Raw genomic sequence first — 15,167 nt, 5'->3', positions numbered from 1 at the left:
GGCCCGGAGGCGCGGGCCCCTGGGGCGGGGAGGGGGCAGGGGGGAGGGGATGGGACGGGGGCAAAGGTCAGCCCGTTCCTCATCAGGCCGCCCGGCCCCACCCACCGGCGTCACCCCCACCGGCCCCACCCCAACGTCACTCCCCCGGCGTCACTGCCCGAGGGACGACTCCTCGAAGGACGACTTTCCGGACGACTCCCCGAACGAAGCGTCACCCGCGGTGTCGTCCCCCATGCCTTGGCCCATCATGCCGCCCAGCATCATCGACCCCACGCCCTTCAGCAGTTCCTCGGCGGTGACCTCGGTGGCGCCGGCCGGGGCCGACACCGGCTTCGCGTCGCCGAACTCCAGGCCGAGCAGGACGTTCTTGGTCGCCGGGTCGTCGTCGAGCCGGGCGAGGTCGGTGGAGGCTCCGGCCAGCTTGCCGTCCTTGAGCGCGAAGTCGACCGCGATCTTCTTGTCGGGCGCGTCGGCGAGGTCCTTGGCCTTGGGCAGCTCGGTGCCGGGCGGGAACTCGGCGGCGATCGGGCGCAGCGCGTCGACGACCGAGGTGAGCAGGGTGCGGAAGCGCGCCGTCGCGACGAGGTGGTCGGCGCCGTCGCGGCTGCCGCCGTCCTTGACGGTGACCTCGTCGGCGACCACGCCCTTGATCGCCTCGACGACCCGCTGCTGCGTCTTGGCGCTGAGCGAGGGCTGCGGGGCGGGCTTCGACGCCTTCGCACCCGGGCCGCCGCCCATACCGGGACCGCCGCCCGCACCCGGCGCGCCGAGGCCGGAGGTGAGCTTGCCCATCTCCTTTGTGTCGATCTTGATCCACTCGCCGGCGAGGACCTTCTCCAGGAACTCGGCCCCCTTGGGCGCGTCCCCCTTCATCTCACCGGCTGTCGGGACGGGCACGCCGGACAGCTTTCCGAACCGCTGGAGGTCGGCCCGGTAGTACGCGTCGTCGCCGATGAGGCGGTACTCGGCGAGGTCGCCGTCCTTGGTGCCGATCCGGAACCGGGTACCGGTGACATCCTTCGCGGCCGAGTCCTTCAGCGGCTTCCTCGACTGCACCGAGAGGCTGATCCGGGCCTGCGACAGCAGCTTCGCCGCCTCGGCGGGCATCGGCTCCGACTCGTCCTCGGTCAGCGCGATGAGCTGCTTGGGGGTCGCGTCAAGGCCCAGCTCGACCGAGAGCGACTTGCGCTCGCTCAGTTCCCCGGAGGCGTCGGAGAGCTTCTTGCCCGCCGAGAGCTGCTCCACGGTCCCGCAGCCGGCCGCTCCCGTGACGAGTGCGGCGGTGCAGCCGACGGCTATCAAGGTCTTCCGTATGGCGGTGATGACGAGCTCCCCCTATGCGAACGGGGCGGTGTCCCCGCCCTCGCTGTGATCAGGCAAGAAGACTCTTAAGTGGCGCGCAGGGTTGCACGGCGTACGGTCGGGATCATGCGCATTGTCATCGCTGGTGGACATGGTCAGATCGCGTTGCGACTCGAACGGCTCCTCGCGGAGCGCGGAGACGAGGTCGCGGGCGTCATCCGCAAACCGGAACAGGCGGGCGACTTGGTCGCGGCGGGCGCCGAACCGATCGTCTGCGACCTGGAGTCGGCCTCGGCAACCGACCTCGCGACGCATTTGGCGGGCGCCGACGCGGTGGTCTTCGCGGCCGGCGCGGGCCCGGGCAGCGGGCAGGACCGCAAGCAGTCGGTGGACCACGCGGCGGCCGTCCTCTTCGCGGACGCGGCCGAGCAAGCCGGGGTGCGGCGGTACGTCATCGTGTCCTCCATGGGCGCGGACACCGAGCCCCCCGAGGGCACCGACCCGACCTTCGCCGCCTACCTCCGCGCGAAGGCCGCCGCCGACGCGGACGTACGCGCCCGCTCCGGCCTCGACTGGACGGTCCTGCGCCCCGGCCGCCTCACCGACGACCCGCCCACCGGCCGCGTCCGCCTCGCCGCCCGCACGGGCCGCGGCGCGATCACCCGCCAGGACGTCGCGGCCACCCTGCTGGAACTGCTCGACACCCCGTCGACGGCCGGCCTCACCCTCGAACTGATCAAGGGCGAGAAGCCGGTCCCGGTCGCGGTGCGGGACGTCGCGGGCAACTGACCGCAGACGCGAAGGGCCCTGCCTCGCGGGCCCCGGCCCCGGAATACAAAGGCCCCGGAATACAAATAGCCCCTGAACTGCGTTTCCGCAGTTCAGGGGCTATTTACCGTGGCGGCGCCAGGGTTCGAACCTGGGTAGGCTGAGCCGGCAGATTTACAGACCGCGCGGTCGATTATCGCTGACCAGCCACGATGTCAGGCAGAAGTGCCGCCGCCCCACGCCCGCCCCGCAGCCAGCGTGAGTCAATCTGCGGAAGCGCTCACGACGGCAACGCCGAAGGCGAGCCCTAGTTGGCCACTCGCGCCACAGGTCCTGCGCCTGACGATGTCGGAATGGTCATGCGGTAGTGGAACTCATACCTGTCAGCCGGGAAAACGATGTCGACCGTGGCCACCGGACGATCGCCTGCACGCCACGTCTGACGTATAGCGACAACAGGCACTCCGCCAGTGATCGAGAGACTTCGAATCTCCCCCTGGCTGGGCATGCGGCAGTCCAAAATCTCCTCCACTTCATCCACCTGGTAGCCGATGATGTCGAACCGGTCGATGAGCCCCTTGCCTGCGTGCGGGCCTTCTGCCGGATGGACGATGTCGGTCCCACCCGTCAGTGCCATGGGCTCCCATGTGACTGACATCGAGACGATCTCTCTGTCCATGCTGACAGTCATGCTCGTTCTGGTCACTGGGTCACCCGGGTCGATGCCCAACCGCTCCGCAATGCCTGCTGAAGCTGATTCTTCGGTAGTAACGCGGGGGGCGGCAACGGAACGGCGCGCGCGCTCAGCCTCCAGAACATAAGTCGGTTTGTGCTGCTCACGGAAGTAACGCTGAGGCGCGATGCGAACCAACGGCACCTTGTGGCGCACGAAGGTCCCTTTCCCGCGCGCGCTCTCGACGAGCCCCTCGTTCCTGAGCGCAGAAACTGCAGCACGGGCGGTGATGCTGGAAACCTCCCACTGCTCGCAGATCTGGCGCTCCGAAGGGATCTTTTCACCGGGTCCAAGCTCTCCGTCCTGGATCCTCCGGCGCAGTTCGTCGGCAATCTTCACGTACACAGGTGCGTATGACGGGGACTCCACGGTGCCACCTCATTCAGACGGGTATGGGCCGCTTATGGGGGATCCGAGCTTGCTATTGACAGCCCTAGACCTACTTCGTATGTTCACATACTAAGTTACTCCGAGCTGGCGCCCTGGCAAGCCCTTCCGAGGACTATCAGCCAACTCGCAGCGACAGTGACCTAAAGGATCGCCGACGGCACAACCGCCTGGCGACTCGATCAGGAGGAGCCGGTGAGCCGAGAGGCAGAGCCCCCAGACCCACCACCTACTCGCACAAGTCGTCGGAGGTGGAGCATCTTCGTTGGGGCCCTATTAGCAGCCGTAGCAGCGGTGGCCCTGATGATCACAGGTCACCCCAGTGAAGGCGCCGTCATCACAGCCGCACTCATCGGCGCTGCTGGAACTACGTCTGGGGGGAAACCCTCGGCCGGCACATGAAGGCGTGGGTCGCGGCGGTCGACACCAGCCACCGCCGGTCATGCTGGGACTGCCCCGGACCACGCCGGACCCGGGGCGCGCTGGCACTCGCACCGCTCACCGGCACCTGTGCACCGTCGGCTGATGGTTAGTCACCCAGCTTCTACTCCTTGCGGCTCGCGAGGCAACTAAGGGCCGCAATGCCGAGGACCGGGAAGCCGAGCACCCGAAGACCCTCAGCCCGCGCCGTGATCTAGCTCTGAGCAGGCGTTCGTCGCCCCTGGTGCCGCGCCCCCACTCACCCCACCACGCGCCAACTCACCGCTTGCCGAACGCCAGTAGGTGGGAGCTGGCAGCGAGGAGTTCCGGGTATTTCTCTGCCATGCGCGCTGCCGCCATGGCAGAGGCGATCAGGTCGTCCGTGGGCCCCTCGCCCGGCTGTTGCTCGGCTGCCTTAACAAGCGACCACGCGGGTCCCTCGATGCCGAAGACCTGAACGTCCGTCAGCCCGGAGGCAGCCAACTCAGCCGCCAACTCTTCTGCGCGGTGGAAGTAGGCCAGGGCGAACCCTCGCGCCCCGTCGTAGACGGCCGTCTCCAGAATCCTGGAGACGGAGTCATGCATCCGCTCGGTATGCAGGTGGGCGTACGTGACGTGCTCAAAAAGTGATGCGTAGCGGTTGATGGCCGCTGCGGCTACCAGGCCGCCCGGCTTCACCACGCGGACGGCTTCCGCCAATGCCTTACTGCGATCGCCGGGGTCCGGCAGGTGGTAGAGCGGTCCAAGCAGCTGCACGACGTCGAAGCTGCTGTCCGGCTCCCGCAGATCGCGTGCGTCCCCCAGGAACGCCGGGCACACAGCCGACGCGCTCTCGACATGGCGGGGCACTGGATCTACCAGAGTGACGTCGTAGCCGTCCTTCACCAGCCATTCGGCATGAATCCCTGTCCCCCCGCCCACGTCGAGCACGCGCGCTGGAGCTGGGGGCATGAAGCGTCGGAGGAGTTCCTGAGTCCGGACCAGCTCCATACGTCCGTCTGCCGAGCCACGCAGGCGGCTGTCCTCGTTCGCTGTCTCGCCGTAGTACTGCATCACGGAGGGAGCCAATTCGAGATTCGACATGGTCGCAGTATCGTGTGTACCGGTGGACCAGTCCAGTGCGCGTAGAAGGGAAACCCATGGCCGTTCTGAAGTACGAAGAGATCGCTGAGTCTCTGCGCGCCCGCATCGCCGCTGGTGAGTTCGCTCCTGGGGACAGAATCCCATCCGGCCGCGAACTGGCCGACCAGTGGGACGTATCACGGGCCACCGCCATCAAGGCTGTGGATGTGCTGCGCAATGACGGGGTGGTCGTCGCCAAACAGGGCACCGGCTTCGTCGTCACAGAGACACCCGTGGCACGCCCCGCCGGCGCCCGCCGGGCAGGGTCCGCGCGCATCATGGGCGGGATGCCGTTCGTGCGCGTCGGCACACCCGACTGGGCGGAGCCTCCCCCTCGTGTCGCCGTTGTGCTCGGACTCTCCCCCGGGGTGCAAGCGCTCCGGCGCATCCGCATCCTCCAGCTTCCGGACGGATCTCCGAATAGCTGCGTAGAGGCGTGGTTCCCTCCGGAGATCGCGGAAGCGGCGCCACGCCTCGCAGACACAGCCCCCATCGCCGAAGGCACCACACGCTACGTCCGTCGGCAGACTGGACGGTTGCCGGTCGAGGGAGTGGACGTCACGACGGTGCGCCTCGCTACGGACGCGGAGGCGGACCGCTTGGGGGTAGCCGCATCCGCCCCGGTCGCCGTACTCCTGCATACGGCGTATGACAAGGAGGGTCACCCACTGGTCTGCGAGGAGGGTGTCACGCCCTCCTCACTTTTCGAGCAGGTGGACACCTACGCCATGTAGGTAAGCCGTCGAAGGAAGCTGGACCGGTCCGCCGGTCCAGCTTTTTTGATGCTTCGTCAGGCCGTGTGACCTGCGAATCCTTTCCGCGATGCCTCCCAACTCCAAATTCAGTACTTGACTGGACCGGTCCACCGGTCCAGTCTATTGATGTGGCCACAAGCACCGCCCGGAACCTCGGGTTGGAGCTACTGAGCCACGCCAGGAGCCCCGCGTTGGTCGGGGGGAGGTGCCGGACAGTCGCCACCGGAAGGTGGCGATCCCTTGTCAGTCCGGACGGTTTGTCTCACCTGAGACGGGACCTAGCGACTTGTTCCGTGAAACGGCAGGCGCGTCCCGAACGAGACATCTGCACTACCCAACTCCGCAGCTCGTGCTGCGGCCGGTTGCCTCCGCTGCTCGTCTCGTACGAGCAGCGCTGAGGGGAGCCGGATCGACCGACTTCAACGGCGCGCGGCCCCGGTGCTCGAACACCGGGGCCGCTGTTTTGGGCCGTTCAACCTGGAAGGACCACGACCCATGAGGTACATCGGCACTGTTCAGGCGGCTGTTACCGCCACAGACGTTGAGCGTGAGCCGACGGACGCTGAGCTTGCGGGCATCGAGGTTGAGATGCCCGTGATCCTGGCGGAAGTCGAGTTGCTGGACGCACAGATCACGGTGCTTGACCGGCCCGTGTCCGAGCTGGACGCGCGGCGCATCCGGCGGGCCCGCCGCAAGGTGCTCGCTGCCCGCCGCGACCTGGCCAACCGCGACGCCGCTGCGGGGGAAGCGGCATGACGCGCTCGCGCACTTCCCTGAGTGGCTGGTGGGCGCGGTACGGCGGGCTGCTGATGCTGGCGCTGGTGGCGCTCTCCTGGCTGCCGGCCGTCCCGGCCTGGGCCCGCGTCGCGGTGGCCCTGGCCTCGTTCCTGGCTTGCCTGCACATCAACGCCCTGCGCCGCCGACCGGCTGACGGTCGGGACGGGGGCGCACGGTGAACCGGCCCGCGAAGACGCTCCTCGTCCTGGCCCTGGTGGGTGTGGTCGGCATGGCGTTCCGGGTCTCCTGGAACGCGCTGCGGGATGTGGCCCGCACGGTCGGCGCGGACGCTACGGCGTCCCTGCTCTACCCGTTCGTGGTCGATGGGCTGATGGCCCTGGCGCTGGTGGCGACCCTGGTTCTCACCGGGGAGAAGGACCGGCGGCGCGCGCTGCGGGTGCTCGCCGGATACACCCTCGCGTCGCTGGTCCTCAACTACGTGCACGGGCTCGTACCCGCCATGCACGGCGGCGGGCAGCGCATGCAGCTCGCCGACTGGGACCCGGCGAACTGGCTGCTCGTACTGCTGGCCACCTCGCTGCCGGTCGGGTCGATTTTCTTCGGCTCCGACCTGGTCGCGAAGGTGCTGCACCACCACCCAGCAAACCAGGATGAAAACCCAGACACCATCGTAAATCAGTCGATGGCTGACCTGCGGGAATCGACCCCCGCGACCATGCCCCTGGTGCTCGCCGGATCGGCCGACCCATCGGCCGATCCGGTGCCACTCACGGTGCTCGATCCGGTGCCGGTCCGATCGGCTCCGGTCGCGGTGCTCGCCGCCGCGACGCAGGCACCGCGCCGGGCGACCGGTCGGGTCCCGCAAGCCGCCCGCACCGCCCGACCGAGGCGCACGGCGGACGACCTGCTCACCGAGGCGCGCACGGCTACGGCCGACTGGTCGGATGCCGAGTTGACCGCGGAAGCGATCCGCAAGGTGGTCCGCACCGCACCGGCCAAGGCCCGCGCCCTGCGCGACACGCTGAAGGCTGAACGCGCCGCCGCCGTTGTCGGCGACGGGGACGCGTCCGAGACGGCCTGATGTCCGCCCGGATGCGCTTCTACGATCCGGACGGCACCCGCTACGGCATTCCCACCTTCCCGTTCCGGCTGGCTCCGGACGGGTTGGCGACGCGTCGCCAACTGCGGGCCGAGGGACTGCGGCCGGGCGGGCAGGACATCGCCGCACAGGTGCTCTGGTCCTCCCGCCGCTACGGCCGCACGGTCCGCGCCGCCTACCTCTACCGCACCGACCTCGCCAAGCCGGTCCGCCCGATGACCGAGGCCAAATGGGCCGCTCTCGCCAAAGCGATGACCGCCCGCCGCACCTGCCCCGACTGCCGCACCGACGCCGGGTACTGCATCCCGGTCTCGCTCGGCAGGTGCGTGGCCTGCGCCTACCCCGAAGACCAGCGCGCCGCCTGACCGCGCGCTGCCCGCATCCGCTCTCGAAGGGACAACCGATGGAATCCCTGCCCGCTCCCGCCCGCGTCGTGCAGCTCCCGGACGGCACCTACGTCTACGCCGATGCTTCCCAGCTCCCCGCACAGCAGACCGCTCCTCAGGTCGTGCACCAGCACATCCACCAGGCCGCGCCGGACCGCACGGTGCAGCGCATCGCGCTCGGGTCCGGGATGGGTGCCGGGGCCGTCGCGGCCGGCGTGTACTTCGGGCCGCTGCTCGTCGGTGTGCTGACCGCCATTGCCGCGAACCTCGCGATCCTCGCGTTCCTCGCTGCGGTCATGGCCTGGGGAGTCGTGGCCGTCGTCCGGTCGATCGGCGGGAGCAGCGGGGGCGCAGCCGCGAAACGGCTCGGCCGCAGGGGCTGACGGCCCTTCCGTGCCGACCGGCCTGCGTGGTGCGCCAGACACGCAGACCGGCGGGCGCGGTGGGGCCGGACCGACCGGCCGCCAACCGAAGGAGAACCGCCGTGAAGCACATCGTCGCCCGGCGCGCGGTGACCGCTGCCGTGTCTCTGCTCGCCGTCGTCCTGCTCGCCGGATGCACCGACTTCAAGGCCGGTCCCGCCGGTCTGGTGGTCGACAAGGACCGCACGTACCAGCCGTCGACCAAGACCCAGCGCTATGACCTGACCGTCCGCACCAAGGACGGCAGCGTCCACGCGTTCCGCGTCAGCAGCGGCGACTACGACCACTGCCAGCGCGGTTCCGCCTACCCGAGCTGCACCAACCGGAAGAAGCACTGACATGAGCACCCTCCCCCGCGTCCGCCTGCTGGTGCAGGCCGCTGCTGCCGCCGTCGACAGCCTTGTCACCGCGACCAACGCGCACGGCCTCGGCTCCCGCCAGTGCGCCGACGCTGCCCGACGCGCCAACGACGCCGTCAGGCGGGCGCACGCCGCCGGAGTCACCGACAAAGAGATCGCTGCCGCCCGGCGGCGCTGACCTACCACCCGCCTTCAGCGCCTGGCCCTGCAACTCCACTGACCCCGCCCGATGAAAGGCCCGTCATGACGACATTGCCCGACCGCTCGTACACCCGCAGCGAGAAGGTCCTGCGCGCCCGGCTGCTGATGCAGGGCGCACGCCAGGCCGCCGCCGACGCCGACACCAGCAGCTACGACCGGCGCATCGAGGCCATCGACGCGCGGGCCGAGGCCCGCGCCCAGCTGGTGCGGGCCGAGCGCGAGACGTTCCTGCGCGAGCAGGCGACGGCCAAGGCCCGGCAGAAGTTCGACGAGCAGCGCATCCGCGACGCCGCGAAGAAGCAGGCGCGGGACGACAAGGTCCGCGCCAAGGCCGCCAAGAAGTACGGCCGATAGCGACCCCGGGACGGCCGCCAGAGCTGGCAGGCGAGACGGCCGCCCCGGGTTCCCTGCACCCACCTACGAGCAACAGGAGATCCCAGCATGACGGACGCATTCGTACCCGCGACAGATCCCCCGCCCCGGACACCCGAGGGCGGCATCCGCTGGTTGAAGGCCGTACCCGACACACCCCCCGAGGCCGCCCCCGCACCGACGACCACCCCCGCCCCCGTCCCCGTGCCGGTGTGGACCCGCACCGGCCGGGCCGTGCGCGTCGCGGTCACTCATGAGCGGACCCGCAGCGGCGGGCGTCTGGTGGCCCGCCACGGCATGTATGTCGTGGGTGGGACGAGGATCGTGACCCGCCGGGCGTGGGACGGCCGGTCTGCGGCCCGGTACGAGCGGATGATCCGGACCGCTGAGGCCGCCGGGCAGCCCGATGTCGCCGCTGAGTGGGAGGAGCGGGGGCGGGCGTTTCGTGCCGCGCGTCACCAGCGCCGGATGGACCTGCTCACCGCACCGGGCCGCATCGCCAAGGGCGCGGCCATCGGAGCCGGGCTCACCGGGGGCACTCTGCTGAGTCTGGGGATCGCGATGGCGGTGGCGTCCGGTGACGTCGCCGACGTCGGCGTCCCGGTGATGGGGTTCATCGGCCTGGTCAACTGGGCGATCGTCGTCGCCACCCTCGTGTGGGGTCCGCTGGTCACGGTCGGTCCGTGGCTCGCTCTGCTCGCCCTGTGGGGCGTGGGCCGTCAGCGTCAGGCCGCGCCGCAGTGGGCGCTTCCCGCCGCGCAGCGCGCCACCGACGGCGCTCCGATCACCCCGTCGATCGTCGTGACCGCGATGCGCGACCTCGGTATCGCCGCGCTGCGTACCGCGATCCGCGACATGGGCGACGCCGGGGCCTCGATGCTCGGACCGATCCGGATCGCCGGATGCGGCGTCGAGGCCGACGTGACGCTGCCCTCCGGGGTCTCCACCGAGGAGATCCAGGGCCGCCGGCGCAAGCTCGCGGAGAACCTCAACCGGCACGAGCACGAGGTGTTCATCGCGATCCCGCCGAGCCCGCGCACCGTGCGGCTGTGGATCGCCGACTCGGGCGCGCTCGATGAGCCGATCGGCCCCTCGCCGCTGGTCACCGACCCCGACGTGAGCGCCGACCTCTACCACGGCCGCGCCCCGTGGGGCCAGGACTTGCGCGGGGATGCCGCGCTGATCAGCCTCAAGCAACGGATGATGCTGATCACGGGCCTGTCCAACCAGGGCAAGACCGCGAGCCTGCGGGCGCTCGCCCTGTGGCTCGCGTTCGATGCGACCGTCGAATTCCGGATGGCCGACCTCAAGGGCGTCGGCGACTGGCGGATGTTCGACGGGATCGCCACCACCTTGATCCAGGGACCCACCGACGAGCACGTCATGAACGCCACGCAGATGCTCGAAGGCGGCGTCGAGGAGATGGCGCGTCGCATCGAGCTGGTGGAACAGTCCGGTTCAAACGAGGGCGTCACCCGCGACATGGCCCGCACCGACCGGCGCTTTAGGCCGATCGTGTTCATCGTGGACGAGGCGCAGGTCGCGTACGGGTCCAGCGCCGTCGGGAAGGACAAGCGCCCGTACGGCGGCAGCAAGGCCACCTCCCGCTACTTCCAGGCGGTGAAGAAGATCCACGACCAGGGCCGCGCGGTCAACGTCACCCTCTGGGAAGGCACCCAGGACCCGACGAACGAGAACCTGCCCAAGCGGAGCAGGGAAGGCAACCACATCCGGGCGTCGCTGGTACTGGGCACCGAGTCACAGGCGTACATGGCCCTGGGCGAGCAGGCCGTCAACGGCGGCGCCGCCCCGCACAAGCTCCGCCAGGGCCTCGACAAGGGAACCCTCGTCGTCGCGGGCGACGGCCTCCAACTCGCCCCCGGACAAGCGTCGGTGACCGTGCGCACGCACTTCATCGACGGCAAGGAAGCCGCGCAGATCGCGGACCGCGCCAAGGCCCAGCGCGCCCGCGTCACCACCGCCGGCACTGCGGCCGGGGACGACGGCGAGCGGCTGGACCCGCTCGCCGACATCGCCGCCGTCCTCGCCGACGAGTCCCGGATGCGGACACAGGAGGTGCTGCAACTCCTCGCCGAGCGGAACCCGGGTGAGTACCGCTCGTGGAAGTTCGGCGACCTGGCCACCGTGCTCGACGGCGCGGGCGCGGGCGCTCATAAGTCCGGTGGCGTCATGGTCGTTGGCCGTGATCGCGTCCTGGCCGCGCTCGCCGCACGGCCCGCCGAGGACGCCGGCCAGGCCGACGGCGCGTAGGGGAGGCGGCGGTGAGGGAGGGAGTTCTCCCTCACCGCCTCCCTACCCCCCAAAACCGCCTGTGATCTGCACAAACGCCCCTGGTGAGGGAGGCAGGGAGGCACCCTGCGCACCTCCCTCACACCCCCTCAGGACCGGGTACGCAGACCAGCGCCCTACCTCCCTCCCTCATCCCGGACCACCGGAAGGAACCCAGTGAAGTACTGCGGACAGATGGACACGTCGTTCCTCAACGACCGGCAGATCCGGCCGACCGAGTACCGCAAGTGGGCCGACGCCGTACGCCGCTTCGAGCACCGTGACAAGGACCGGGCGAAGGTCGAAGAGCTGACCCAGTCCATCCGCAAACGCGGACTGCGCGAGCCCATCATCCTCGGCGTCTCCGACCGCCACCCGGACGTGTACGTCGCCGACGGCCACCACCGGGCCGTCGCACTCCTGCAACTGGGGATCGCCTCGTTCCCCTTCCACTGGTACTGGATCAGGGCATTCGGCGTCCACATAGAGCACGAGCCCTTCCCGCACCACCTCCTGAGCCGCTGACCACCCACACCGCCTTCCACTACCGGCAGCCCGGGCCCGGCCTCAGACGCGCCGCCAACTCCGCGCCGCCGGACTACGTCCCGCATCTCACCCGACGCCGCATCGACACGAACCGAGAGGAAATCCACGATGCCGAATCCCAGCCCGAGGGACTTGGCGGATACAGCCGCTGAGACAATCCGCAGCCTCAACCACGCCACCCGGAGCACCAAGGGCGAACTGAGCTACCCCGGCGACGCGTACGAGGTGGTTGCGTCCCTCAAGGTTCTCACCCAGCGTCTGCCACAGAGCTTCGACCAGCTCTCCAACTTCCTGGCAGTGCTCGCCAAGACCGGCGCTGTCACGGCGGACTACGGCGCACCGGATGAGCACCTTGCCGAGGCCCGCTCAGCCCTCGCTTCCGCCGCGCTCATCGCTCAGACCCTCACCGACCACCTGGATCGCGCGCACAGCGCGCTCGCCCCACTCGGCTACGAAGTCGCCACCGACGAAGAGCCGTGCGGTGAGGGCATGTGCATCTGCTACTGCATCGGCGTCCCGCACCCGTGCGGGTGTGACTGCCCGCACGACGAGGACTGCGACTGCCCCGACTGCATGACCGAAGCCTGAATGCGCCCGGGGCGACCGCCCGCTCTCGCCAAAGATGCGCGGTCGCCCCGGTCCCCAACCCGTTCGTGAGAACAGGAGACATCCAGCATGACTCATCAACCCCAGTCCGCGCTGCTCTGCGCAGCGCTGGACGCCGCAGAACGCGGCTGGGCGGTCTTCCCGCTCCGCTCCGCCGACAAGCGCCCGGCCCTGCACGGTGAGGCGTACTGCCCCGGCCTCGGGGACTGCGCGGGCGGTCACCGCAAGTGGGAGCAGCGCGCCACCACCGACCCGGACCGCATCCGCCGGGCGTGGGCCGACATCCCGTTCAACGTCGGAGTGGCCACGGGCCCGTCCGGGCTGGTCGTGATCGACCTCGACATGCCCAAGAGCAAGACCAGGACGAAGAGCAGTGCGGACACGCCTTCCGGCGTGACGACCTTCCAAGCGCTCTGCGAGCGCGCCGGGCAGGCCGTCCCCACCACCTACCGGGTGCGGACTGCGAGCGGCGGGGAGCACCTGTACTTCACCGCCCCGACTGGTGTCCGGCTCGCCAACAGCGCGGGCAAGCTCGGGAAGCTCATCGACACCCGCGCGTGGGGCGGGTACGTCGTCGCGGCCGGCAGCGCCACACCCGCCGGGCCATACACGGTCAACGATCCGGCACCTGTCGCACCCCTGCCGGATTGGCTGTGCGCACTCCTGACGGTCCGTCAAGCATCGCGGGCACTAACGGCCCTCCCGTCGCTTTCCAAGGGCTCTGCGTATGCCACAGCGGCCCTCAGGGCCGAGATCGCGGAAGTGGCGAGCGCCCCGGAGGGGAAGCGCAACTGGACGCTCCTGCGGGCTGCCCGCGCCCTGGGACGGTTCGTCGCATCCGGCGACCTGGACCGTGACGAGGTCCAGGATTCTCTTAATGGAGCAGGTCAGGCCGCTGGCCTGCGGGAGCGCGAGTGCACGCCGGTCATCGCCAGCGCACTGAACTGGTCGATCACCCACAACCCCGGCAAGGCGTCATGACCACGCCCCGCCATCTCTCGATTAAGAGGAATCCCCGCACCACGACCAGCCCGGAAGCCGCCCAACCCGCCGCACCGCTGACGGCCGTGGGCGATCCGAAGGTCGTCGCCGAAGGCGTCCCCACTGCTGTTGGTCCTGACCCGCAGCGTCGTGACGGGCCGTACCCGATCGCGTGGCTGCACGTCGTCATGCCGCGCGACGCGACCTCCACCGCCACCTCGAAGTGCGCCTGCGGTCGCGACCGCAGCGCCATCGGCCAACGGCGCGTTCTCGCGCTGATCGACGACCACACCGCCCACCGGGACCTGTGCCCGCTCCGCACGCATCAGGAAGGCAGGAACGTCGCATGACTGACACGACTGAGCCGCGCATCGACGGAGCGGCACTGCTCAACGAGGTGGAAGCCTTCCACCGGCGCTTCAACATCTTCCCCAGCCAAGCCGCCTACGTGGCGGTGACCTTGTGGGACGCGCACGCGCACTTGCTGGACTGCTTCGACTCCACACCCCGTCTCGCGTTTCTGTCCCCGGAACCGGGGTCGGGGAAGTCACGGGCGCTGGAGATCGTGGAAACTCTGGTGCCGCGTTCCATGGTCGCCGTAAACGCGTCGGCAGCGGCCCTGTTCCGGGCGGTGTCCGGTTCGGACGGGCGGCCCACGATCCTGTTCGACGAGATCGACACCGTGTTTGGTCCTAAGGCGGGCGACAACGAGGAGCTGCGCGGGTTCCTCAACGCCGGTCACCGGCGGACCGGGGTCACCTACCGGTGCGTTGGCGACAGCCAGACCGTCACCGCGTTCCCGTCCTACACCGCCGTCGCGGTCGCCGGGCTGGGCTCGTTGCCGGACACGATCCTGACCCGCTCGGTCATCATCCGCATGCGCCGGCGGGCCAGGAACGAGACCATCGAGCCCTTCCGCGCCCGTCTCCACGAACAAGAGGGTCACGCCCTGCGGGACCGCCTCGCCGACTGGGCCGAGCAGGCGCGCGGCTGGGTGATGGGGGCCTGGCCCGAGATGCCCGAGGGGATCAGTGACCGGCCCGCCGACGTGTGGGAAGGGCTGCTTGCCGTCGCGGACGCCGCCGGGGGCGACTGGCCCGAACGGGCCCGCGACGCCTGCGTGACCCTCGTCAAAGCCTCCCAGGCCAACGACAAAGGCAGCCTCGGTATTCGCCTGCTCACCGATCTGCGAGACCACGTCCTGATCGGCATTGACCGCCTGCCCACCATCGCCATTCTCGACCGGCTCAACGCCCTCGACGACGCCCCCTGGGCGGACCTCAACGGCAAGCCGCTCGACAACCGGCGACTGTCGAAAATGCTCGGCGAGTACATGACCGCCGACAACGACCCCATCGCCTCCCGCAACATCCGCACCAGCGGCGGCGTCCTCAAAGGCTTCTTCGCCAAAGACCTCGACGACGCCTGGACCCGCTACTGCTCTCCCCCCACGGCCGCTACATCCGCTACGCCGCTACAACCCAGGTCAGAGCCCCTAAATCTGTAGCGGCAACAACCGATGTAGCGGCTACGCCCCCGCACCGCCGAACGGGCGTAGCCGCTACATCGGACCCGTCCGCTACAAAAATCATGCCGCTGACCTGCAATGTAGCGGCGTAGCGGATGTAGCGGACCTGAGAGAGAAGGGGAGGGCAACCGCCCGCTCCCGCCGCTTCGCGAA

19 protein-coding genes are annotated in these 15,167 nt (G+C 69.5%); 16 read left to right on the top strand and 3 right to left on the bottom strand.

Translation table 11 applies throughout. The features are described from left to right. Nucleotides 1–150: 150 nt before the first annotated feature. Nucleotides 151–1,302 carry a hypothetical protein gene (locus tag QMK28_RS21875; RefSeq protein ID WP_326440585.1) on the bottom strand — a complete coding sequence of 384 codons (1,152 nt, stop codon included), beginning with the start codon at nt 1,300–1,302 and terminating at the stop codon, nt 151–153. Between the two features lie 126 nt (nt 1,303–1,428). Here QMK28_RS21875 and QMK28_RS21870 point away from each other — a divergent pair, with 126 nt between their 5' ends. Then, nucleotides 1,429–2,091 carry an NAD(P)H-binding protein gene (locus QMK28_RS21870; RefSeq protein ID WP_326440583.1) on the top strand — a complete coding sequence of 221 codons (663 nt, stop codon included), beginning with the start codon at nt 1,429–1,431 and terminating at the stop codon, nt 2,089–2,091. 286 nt (nt 2,092–2,377) lie between these two features. Here QMK28_RS21870 and QMK28_RS21865 read toward each other — a convergent pair whose 3' ends face one another. Both QMK28_RS21865 and QMK28_RS21860 read right to left on the bottom strand, forming a co-directional pair. After that, on the bottom strand, nt 2,378–3,142 hold the full coding sequence (locus QMK28_RS21865; protein ID WP_326440581.1) for a GntR family transcriptional regulator: 765 nt from the start codon (nt 3,140–3,142) through the stop codon (nt 2,378–2,380). A 747-nt stretch (nt 3,143–3,889) separates the two neighbouring features. Beyond that, on the bottom strand, nt 3,890–4,693 hold the full coding sequence (locus QMK28_RS21860) for a class I SAM-dependent methyltransferase (RefSeq protein WP_326440578.1): 804 nt from the start codon (nt 4,691–4,693) through the stop codon (nt 3,890–3,892). Between the two features lie 56 nt (nt 4,694–4,749). Here QMK28_RS21860 and QMK28_RS21855 point away from each other — a divergent pair, with 56 nt between their 5' ends. The 15 genes from QMK28_RS21855 to QMK28_RS21785 all read left to right on the top strand — a co-directional run bounded on the left by QMK28_RS21855 (nt 4,750) and on the right by QMK28_RS21785 (nt 14,993). Continuing rightward, the gene (locus QMK28_RS21855) at nt 4,750–5,466 is read left to right on the top strand and encodes a GntR family transcriptional regulator (protein ID WP_326440576.1); all 717 of its coding nucleotides are present in this window, start codon (nt 4,750–4,752) and stop codon (nt 5,464–5,466) included. Nucleotides 5,467–5,982: 516 nt separating this feature from the next. After that, nucleotides 5,983–6,243 carry a DUF6284 family protein gene (locus QMK28_RS21850; protein WP_326440574.1) on the top strand — a complete coding sequence of 87 codons (261 nt, stop codon included), beginning with the start codon at nt 5,983–5,985 and terminating at the stop codon, nt 6,241–6,243. Beyond that, nucleotides 6,240–6,443, top strand: coding sequence for a hypothetical protein (locus QMK28_RS21845; protein ID WP_326440572.1), 204 nt, complete (start codon nt 6,240–6,242; stop codon nt 6,441–6,443). Before QMK28_RS21850 ends, QMK28_RS21845 begins: the two co-directional genes overlap by 4 nt. Continuing rightward, nucleotides 6,440–7,306 carry a DUF2637 domain-containing protein gene (locus tag QMK28_RS21840; RefSeq protein ID WP_326440570.1) on the top strand — a complete coding sequence of 289 codons (867 nt, stop codon included), beginning with the start codon at nt 6,440–6,442 and terminating at the stop codon, nt 7,304–7,306. Before QMK28_RS21845 ends, QMK28_RS21840 begins: the two co-directional genes overlap by 4 nt. Then, nucleotides 7,306–7,689 carry an RRQRL motif-containing zinc-binding protein gene (locus QMK28_RS21835; RefSeq protein WP_326440568.1) on the top strand — a complete coding sequence of 128 codons (384 nt, stop codon included), beginning with the start codon at nt 7,306–7,308 and terminating at the stop codon, nt 7,687–7,689. Before QMK28_RS21840 ends, QMK28_RS21835 begins: the two co-directional genes overlap by 1 nt. 38 nt (nt 7,690–7,727) lie before the next feature. After that, on the top strand, nt 7,728–8,093 hold the full coding sequence (locus QMK28_RS21830; protein WP_326440566.1) for a DUF6251 family protein: 366 nt from the start codon (nt 7,728–7,730) through the stop codon (nt 8,091–8,093). 101 nt (nt 8,094–8,194) lie between these two features. Beyond that, on the top strand, nt 8,195–8,470 hold the full coding sequence (locus QMK28_RS21825) for a hypothetical protein (RefSeq protein WP_326440564.1): 276 nt from the start codon (nt 8,195–8,197) through the stop codon (nt 8,468–8,470). 1 nt (nt 8,471) lies between these two features. After that, nucleotides 8,472–8,669: a hypothetical protein gene (locus QMK28_RS21820; protein WP_326440562.1), complete on the top strand. Its 198-nt coding sequence runs from the start codon at nt 8,472–8,474 to the stop codon at nt 8,667–8,669. 65 nt (nt 8,670–8,734) lie between these two features. Beyond that, nucleotides 8,735–9,046: a hypothetical protein gene (locus QMK28_RS21815; RefSeq protein ID WP_326440560.1), complete on the top strand. Its 312-nt coding sequence runs from the start codon at nt 8,735–8,737 to the stop codon at nt 9,044–9,046. Nucleotides 9,047–9,133: 87 nt separating this feature from the next. Continuing rightward, nucleotides 9,134–11,335, top strand: a complete 2,202-nt coding sequence (locus tag QMK28_RS21810; protein ID WP_326440558.1) for an FtsK/SpoIIIE domain-containing protein — start codon at nt 9,134–9,136, stop codon at nt 11,333–11,335. Nucleotides 11,336–11,548: 213 nt separating this feature from the next. Further along, entirely contained in the window at nt 11,549–11,878 is a 330-nt protein-coding gene (locus QMK28_RS21805; RefSeq protein ID WP_326440556.1) for a ParB/RepB/Spo0J family partition protein, read from the top strand. 129 nt (nt 11,879–12,007) lie between these two features. Continuing rightward, nucleotides 12,008–12,487, top strand: a complete 480-nt coding sequence (locus QMK28_RS21800; protein ID WP_326440554.1) for a hypothetical protein — start codon at nt 12,008–12,010, stop codon at nt 12,485–12,487. Between the two features lie 87 nt (nt 12,488–12,574). Further along, nucleotides 12,575–13,486, top strand: coding sequence for a bifunctional DNA primase/polymerase (locus QMK28_RS21795; RefSeq protein WP_326440552.1), 912 nt, complete (start codon nt 12,575–12,577; stop codon nt 13,484–13,486). After that, the gene (locus tag QMK28_RS21790; protein WP_326440550.1) at nt 13,483–13,836 is read left to right on the top strand and encodes a hypothetical protein; all 354 of its coding nucleotides are present in this window, start codon (nt 13,483–13,485) and stop codon (nt 13,834–13,836) included. Before QMK28_RS21795 ends, QMK28_RS21790 begins: the two co-directional genes overlap by 4 nt. Next, nucleotides 13,833–14,993, top strand: a complete 1,161-nt coding sequence (locus tag QMK28_RS21785; RefSeq protein WP_326440548.1) for a DUF3631 domain-containing protein — start codon at nt 13,833–13,835, stop codon at nt 14,991–14,993. Before QMK28_RS21790 ends, QMK28_RS21785 begins: the two co-directional genes overlap by 4 nt. The last annotated feature ends 174 nt before the right edge of the window (nt 14,994–15,167 follow it).

Origin of the sequence: Streptomyces sp. H27-D2 (assembly GCF_035828615.1) — a bacterium.
Lineage (GTDB): Bacteria > Actinomycetota > Actinomycetes > Streptomycetales > Streptomycetaceae > Streptomyces.
The sequence above is the reverse complement of the archived record's forward strand: the minus strand, read 5'-3'. Positions and strand labels throughout refer to the sequence as shown.

Coding starts and splice junctions, on each gene's coding strand:
- QMK28_RS21870 (WP_326440583.1), top strand. CDS start 1,429: ATGCGCATTGTCATCGCTGGTGGACATGGTCAGATCGCGTTGCGACTC.
- QMK28_RS21860 (WP_326440578.1), bottom strand. CDS start 4,693: ATGTCGAATCTCGAATTGGCTCCCTCCGTGATGCAGTACTACGGCGAG.
- QMK28_RS21855 (WP_326440576.1), top strand. CDS start 4,750: ATGGCCGTTCTGAAGTACGAAGAGATCGCTGAGTCTCTGCGCGCCCGC.
- QMK28_RS21850 (WP_326440574.1), top strand. CDS start 5,983: ATGAGGTACATCGGCACTGTTCAGGCGGCTGTTACCGCCACAGACGTT.
- QMK28_RS21845 (WP_326440572.1), top strand. CDS start 6,240: ATGACGCGCTCGCGCACTTCCCTGAGTGGCTGGTGGGCGCGGTACGGC.
- QMK28_RS21835 (WP_326440568.1), top strand. CDS start 7,306: ATGTCCGCCCGGATGCGCTTCTACGATCCGGACGGCACCCGCTACGGC.
- QMK28_RS21830 (WP_326440566.1), top strand. CDS start 7,728: ATGGAATCCCTGCCCGCTCCCGCCCGCGTCGTGCAGCTCCCGGACGGC.
- QMK28_RS21820 (WP_326440562.1), top strand. CDS start 8,472: ATGAGCACCCTCCCCCGCGTCCGCCTGCTGGTGCAGGCCGCTGCTGCC.
- QMK28_RS21815 (WP_326440560.1), top strand. CDS start 8,735: ATGACGACATTGCCCGACCGCTCGTACACCCGCAGCGAGAAGGTCCTG.
- QMK28_RS21810 (WP_326440558.1), top strand. CDS start 9,134: ATGACGGACGCATTCGTACCCGCGACAGATCCCCCGCCCCGGACACCC.
- QMK28_RS21805 (WP_326440556.1), top strand. CDS start 11,549: ATGGACACGTCGTTCCTCAACGACCGGCAGATCCGGCCGACCGAGTAC.
- QMK28_RS21800 (WP_326440554.1), top strand. CDS start 12,008: ATGCCGAATCCCAGCCCGAGGGACTTGGCGGATACAGCCGCTGAGACA.
- QMK28_RS21795 (WP_326440552.1), top strand. CDS start 12,575: ATGACTCATCAACCCCAGTCCGCGCTGCTCTGCGCAGCGCTGGACGCC.
- QMK28_RS21790 (WP_326440550.1), top strand. CDS start 13,483: ATGACCACGCCCCGCCATCTCTCGATTAAGAGGAATCCCCGCACCACG.
- QMK28_RS21785 (WP_326440548.1), top strand. CDS start 13,833: ATGACTGACACGACTGAGCCGCGCATCGACGGAGCGGCACTGCTCAAC.